Source organism: Acidaminococcus fermentans (assembly GCF_009696675.1).
Taxonomy (GTDB): Bacteria; Bacillota; Negativicutes; order Acidaminococcales; family Acidaminococcaceae; genus Acidaminococcus.
In genome coordinates this window covers 211054-217144 of record NZ_VULN01000003.1, presented here as the reverse complement: position 1 = coordinate 217144, position 6091 = coordinate 211054, and the positions used below count along the sequence as shown (strand labels likewise).

Annotated in this window: 6 protein-coding genes; all 6 read right to left on the bottom strand. The window is 54.4% G+C overall.

The features are described from left to right. Window positions 1-294: 294 nt before the first annotated feature. Window positions 295-1704, bottom strand: a complete 1410-nt coding sequence (gene scfB / locus FX155_RS03335; protein ID WP_154487776.1) for a thioether cross-link-forming SCIFF peptide maturase — start codon at window positions 1702-1704, stop codon at window positions 295-297. Between the two features lie 85 nt (window positions 1705-1789). Further along, a complete protein-coding gene (gene scfA / locus FX155_RS03330) occupies window positions 1790-1933 on the bottom strand; it encodes a six-cysteine ranthipeptide SCIFF (protein WP_071142269.1) in 144 nt (47 codons plus the stop codon). An 87-nt stretch (window positions 1934-2020) separates the two neighbouring features. Beyond that, window positions 2021-2872 carry a polysaccharide deacetylase family protein gene (locus FX155_RS03325; protein WP_154487775.1) on the bottom strand — a complete coding sequence of 284 codons (852 nt, stop codon included), beginning with the start codon at window positions 2870-2872 and terminating at the stop codon, window positions 2021-2023. Beyond that, window positions 2869-3798 carry a DNA-binding protein WhiA gene (whiA, locus tag FX155_RS03320; RefSeq protein WP_022488116.1) on the bottom strand — a complete coding sequence of 310 codons (930 nt, stop codon included), beginning with the start codon at window positions 3796-3798 and terminating at the stop codon, window positions 2869-2871. The genes FX155_RS03325 and whiA overlap by 4 nt, the downstream gene beginning before the upstream one ends. Before the next feature lie 2 nt (window positions 3799-3800). Beyond that, window positions 3801-5174, bottom strand: a complete 1374-nt coding sequence (locus FX155_RS03315; RefSeq protein ID WP_154487774.1) for a gluconeogenesis factor YvcK family protein — start codon at window positions 5172-5174, stop codon at window positions 3801-3803. A gap of 10 nt (window positions 5175-5184) precedes the next feature. Beyond that, window positions 5185-6051, bottom strand: a complete 867-nt coding sequence (gene rapZ / locus FX155_RS03310; protein ID WP_022488118.1) for an RNase adapter RapZ — start codon at window positions 6049-6051, stop codon at window positions 5185-5187. Window positions 6052-6091: the final 40 nt, after the last annotated feature.

The following is a 6091-nucleotide window of genomic DNA, read 5'->3' as shown; positions in this document are numbered from 1 at the left end:
GGTATTTTGAAGAGCCTCATGGCTCTCGAAAAACTAGCTTTGATTTTTTAACCTGGTTGTCATCCAGGTGACTCGATCTCATCACTAAAAGTGACTTGACCCGCACATCTGTCAACAATATTCAGTTTTCAGGGTTCCAACCTCGTCGCTCATCGGCGACTTGATTATAATATCATGGGATTATATTTTTGTCAACAGAATTTCTAAAAAAAGTGAAAAGGGATTGGCAGGATATACTCTGCCAATCCCTTCCATCGGCCGCTGACCATTGACAGCTGACCGCTGACAATCCAGTTACTTTTTCTCCACCTGGAATTTGAAGTTGTCGATTACAGGCCGGTGGTCTGCACCGCCTTCTTTCACATCTTCCGTCAGGAGAGCCTGGACGATAATGGCCATTTCCAGCCGTTTCTTCTGGATCTTGCACCCATAAGCATAGGGCTTTTCAATGGTCCCGTTGACCAGATCCGCATTGGCATGGCAGCCGCCGCTGCAGAAGAACCGGGCCCAGCAGGTCCGGCAGTCTTCCTTCTTCATCACATGCATGTGACGGAAGTACTGGACCATATCCTTCTTCACGATGCCTGTATCCAGGGTACCCATTTTGTATTTTTCCCGTCCCACGAACTGGTGGCAGGGGTAAATGTCCCCTTCCGGAGTAATGGCAAAATATTCATGACCGGCCCCGCAGCCTGCCAGCCGTTTGGCCACACAGGGCCCGTTGTCCAGAGCCACGTTGAAATGGAAGAAGTCAAAAGGCACTCCTGCCCGCTTCTTTTCCAGATAGGCCCGGGCCAGTTTTTCGTATTCTTTGTCCAGGGTAGACCAGTCTTCTTCTGTCAGCACCCAGGGTTCCGTGGTGCCCACTACCGGTTCCATGGAAATCTCAGATCCCACATCCAGCATAGCCAGCACGTCATCGCAGAAATGGGTGTTGTAATGGGTATAGGTCCCCCGCAGATAGTAGTTCTTCCCATGGCGGGATTCGATGACTTTTTTGAAGCCCTTCACCGCCGCATCATAGGACCCCACATGGCCGGGATAAGGCCGCATGTGATCATGGGTCTTTTTGCTGCCGTCCAGGGACAGGACCAGCATCACCCGGTTGTCGTTGAGATACTTGACGATCTCATCGGTAAGCAGGGTGCCGTTGGTGGTCAGGGTCAGTTTGATGTTCTTCCCGGTTTCCTGTTCCCGCTGGCGCACATAGTCCACAATGTATTTCACCACAGGCATGTTCATCAGAGGTTCCCCGCCGAACAGGTCCAGTTCCAGGTTGTGCCGCTGTTTGCTGCCGGCAATGGCAAATTCAATGGCCTTCCGGGCCACTTCCTTGCTCATGAGAGCCCGGTGGCCCCCAAAGTCTCCGGTGTCTGCAAAGCAGTAGCCGCAGCGCAGGTTGCAGTCGTGGGCCACATGGAGGCACAGAGATTTCAGCACCGGTTCATCAGAAAAGGTATCCGGCACCGGGAAATCCGGAGAAAACAGCAGACCGGCCTTCTGCAGGTCCTGGAGTTCCTCCAGGGCTTCGGCCACGTCTTCCGCCGGGTATTTGCCGGCAAAATGGGCTTTGGTTTCTTCCGGATTGGTGCCGTCGTAAAAGCCCAGCAGGTCATAAATCATGGCGTCGATGATATGCACGGCGCCGCTGTTCACGTCAAGGACCACATAATTGTCGTCCAGATGCATTCTATGGATCAGCAAGTTTCTATCCGCCCTTCTTATATTGCTTGTTTGGTACAAGAAAATAGCTCCCTGCGCATGCAGGGAGCTTCCGCGCATAATGGAATTATGCTTTTTCGCAAACCTGGTTGCCTACCGTGCAGGAAGTTTTGCAGGCAGACTGGCAGGATGCCGGGCATTCGCCGCAGCCGCCGGTTCTCAGGGTTTTCTTCAGCATTTCTTTATTCACAGTCTTGATTCTCTTTGCCATCATCGATTCCTCCCTATCTTCATGTTTATACTTCATTGTATCTGTTTTTCTGAAAGAACGCAAGTCTTTCAACCGTTTCTATCTTTCTTACAGATGGAATTTCGCCTTCAGTTCATAATACTTGTGGATGATCCAGTCTGTATTCACCCCAGTCTGATCAATATAGCTCTGGATCTGAGCCCGTTTCAAATCATATTGGAAGCATCCCAGATTCTCCGGTTTGTTCTGGAACACGTTCACCCGGTGCAGCCGCATCAGATCGGTCTTGTCCGTATTCACCCCCACACGGCCGTCCACCCCGGCAATGTACCCGGCTTTTTTCACCTGGGCTGCAATGGCATCGCTGGCGGACCCGTTGGGATAAGAGAAGGTGAGTCCTTCCGGGGGATTGTAGATGCCCCGCATGTGTTCCATGGAGCTGGTCAGTTCATAGTCGATCTGTTCCGGTGTCATGGACTGGAGGGGCTTGTGGTTGAAGGTATGGGACCCCAGGGCCCACCCGTACTTCAGCAGTTCATGTTCCTGGTGCCAGTCCAGATATCCGGGCCAGCCTTCATACTTCACGGCCATATACATGTTCCCCACAAAGCCGTATTTTTTCAGGATAGGGGCAGCGTAAGTCAGGTTGTCCAAATACCCGTCATCAAAGATCAGCACACATTCCTTGTGGAACTTCCGCCCTTCCTTCCGGCCCTTCACGTATTCCGCCAGGGTCATGGTCTTCCAGCCCTGTTCCTTCAGATATTTCATCTGTTCGTCAAACTGTTCCGGAGGCATGGTATACGGGTCGTCATGGCCCGGTTCCACCCGGTGGTAGGCAAAAATCGGCACGGTCTCTTCACAGAACCGGGGAAAATCCTGCTTCACATAAACATATCCCCCGTATCCCAGGCCGCACAAAGCCGCTACAATGGCCAAAAAAATGATCAGTTTCTTCATTGCTCCCCATCCTTCAATTTCTCTGCAATCTGTTCCAATTTCTTCAACCGGTGATTGAATCCGGATTTGCCCACATTGTCTTCCGTCAGGGCCGCCAGTTCCCCCACGGACAGATCCTGGTGATCCTTCCGGAGACGGGCCGCCTCCTGGAGAGGTTCCGGCAGGGTGCTCAGCCCCACCGTTTCTTCAATGACCCGGATGGCGTTCAGCTGCCGCACCGCCGCCTGGACCACCTTGTTCAGGTTGGCAGTTTCGCAGTTCACCTGCCGGTTCACCTTGTTCCGCATATCCTTCAGGACCCGGACATTTTCAAATTCCAGGTAGGAATTGCTGGCCCCGATCAGGGACAGGAACCCGGCAATGGCATTGCCTTCCTTCAGATACACGATGTAGGAATTCTTCCGGTCCACGATCCGGGCAGGCAGGCTGAAGCCCTTCATGATTTTCTGGATGAACTGGCCCATTTCCAGGCTGTCACAGATCAGTTCCAGATGATAGTCGCTGATGGGCTTGTTCACCGATCCCCCGGCCAGGAATACTCCCCGGAGGAAGGCCCGCTTCTCTCCTTCCTTTTTCAGCAGGGCGCTGCCTGCCTCTTCCAGAGGGGACAGGAGATGGAGCCGGCTGAGAGCCGTCCTTGCTTCGTCAGAAGGGATCACATGGACCTGATACCGGTTGTTTTTCTTCAGCCGTCGGCTCCGGGTAACGATCACTTCCGTCTGGACCGGAAAATTGTTTTTCAGCAGCCGGAGCACCCGCCGGGCCAGGGCGGCGTTTTCCGTGGTGAAGTGGATGCCCACCTTCCGGCCGCTGAGGGAAACTGCCCCGCTGATCCGCAGCAGCCCGAACAGCTCTGCCTGTTCACAGTCGTGGTTTTCTCCTTCTGACCGTGCAATTTCGTTTTTCACATCATGGGAAAAAGACATGGTCAGTTCTCCTTTTTGGCATTTTTCCGCAGTTCCTGCATGGTCTGCCGGGCAAAGAAGTAGTCGAAAAACCGGATTCCCTTGCCGAACAGCTTCAGCCGGTAGATCAGGGCGATGATGGTCTTGGCCAGCTTCAGAGGATTGTGCCGGACCAGGTCGCTGTCATTCAGCAGCTTGGCAGGCACACAGTCGATGCTCAGCTTTTCGATTTTCTCCACATCGGGAGACACCGGCATGGCCCCTTCTTTTTCGTACTTGGCCAAAATCTCCGGAGAGGCCTTCTGCTCGTTGACCACAACATAATCCAGGCACTGGCAGCCCATGTGCCGGATCAGGGCCTGGACATGCTCATAGGCCCCGTAGCCGTCGGTTTCCCCAGGCTGGGTCATCACATTGCACACGTAGATTTTCACGGCCTTGGACCGGATCACCGCATCCCGGATCCCGGGGACGATAAGGCTGGCCAGGACGCTGGTGTACAGACTGCCGGGCCCCAGGATGATGGCATCCGCCTTCATGATGGCATCCACCGCCCGTTGGGAGGCCCGGGGATTTTCCGGTTCCGTCATCAGCCGGACGATTTTGTGGGGAGAAGCGGTAATGGAGCTTTCCCCCACCACGGTACTGCCGTCGTCCATCTTTGCCTTCAGCTGGATGTTGTCCGTGGTGTTGGGCCACACATGGCCCCGCACTTTCAGGATCTCACAGGTAGCGGCAATGCCTTTTTCCATGTCCCCGCCTTCCACATCGCTCATGGCGGCGATGAACAGATTCCCCAGATTGTGGCCGCTGAGGGCGCTGCTTTTGAACCGGTACTGCATGACTTTTTCCATCAGCGGTTCCGTATCAGACAACGCCACCAGGCAGTTCCGCATATCACCGGGAGGCAGGATCCCCAGTTCCTTCCGCAGCCGGCCGGATGATCCCCCGTCGTCGGCCGTGGTCACTACCGCCGTACAGTTGTTGGTGATCAGTTTGATACCCCGGAGCAGCACGGACAGCCCGGTGCCCCCGCCGATGACCACCACGCTGGGGCCCTTGTCCAGCTTCTGCTGGGTAAAAATCAGTTCCCGGAGGGATTCCTTTTCCCCCGGCATCACTGCATTGATGATGGTCTTCACCACATGGGTGGCCCCCAGAAGCATAAAGAGGATGCCCAGGCCTACATTGAAAGCCCCCAGGGCCGTAATGGTGGACTGGTAGTATTCGCCCCCCACAGAATTGATGAACTTCAGTACCAAGGCTTCCAACAGCCCCACGAACTGATAGTTGAAGATTAAAGTGACTCCCACACAGGCCAGCACCGCGCCCAGCGCAAAAAGGAACAGCCAGCGCTTCAGGTTCAGCCCCGGGTACAACCACTTAATCCATTTCATACGCATTCACCTATTTCTTTATTAAATCCCGATGGATGACCTGCACCCCATAGCCGCATTTTTCAATGAACCGGCCCAGGGCGTTGGCTATGAACACACTCCGGTGCCGTCCCCCTGTGCAGCCCACGCCGATCATCAGCTGGCTCTTCCCTTCCTGGACATACTGGGGCAGCAGGAACTGGATCAGCCCGAACAGCTTCTCCTCAAAATCCCCGGTCACCGGTTTTTCCTGGATGTAATCCATCACCGGCTGGTCGTTGCCGCAGAGATTCTTCAGCTCCGGAATATAGAAGGGATTGGGCAGGAACCGCACATCAAAGACCATGTCGCAGTCCAGAGGAATGCCGTATTTGAATCCGAAGGACTGGACCACGATGTTCATGGGAGGCAGTTCCCCTCCCTTGCCGAAAAGCTGGACGATTTTACTGCGCAGTTCCTTGGTGCTGGTCTTGGACGTATCGATGATGGTGGTGGCCCGCTGGCGGATCTGGCTGAGGATATCCCGTTCCCGGGCAATGTCAGCACTCAGTCCGTTGCGCCCTGCCAGAGGATGGCGCCGGCGGGTTTCCTTGTACCGCCGGATCAGGGTGGCATCATCCGCATCCAGGAAGACCAGTTCATAAGGCACGCTGCTCTGGTTCAGCTGGTCCAGGACCTGGTTCAGATCCTTGAAAAATTTCCCTCCCCGGATATCCACCACCAGTGCCAGCTGGGCCCCTCCGTTCTTGTTCTGGAGGCACAGTTCAATGAATTTGGGAATAAAAGTAGGGGGAAGATTGTCCACGCAAAAATAGCCCAGATCTTCCAGGGTCCGCATTACCTGCGTCTTCCCCGCACCGGACATCCCGGTTATCAGCAACGTTCTCGCCATTTCCATCCACACCCCCTGCAAAGTTTTCAATGTTTTTATTATACAA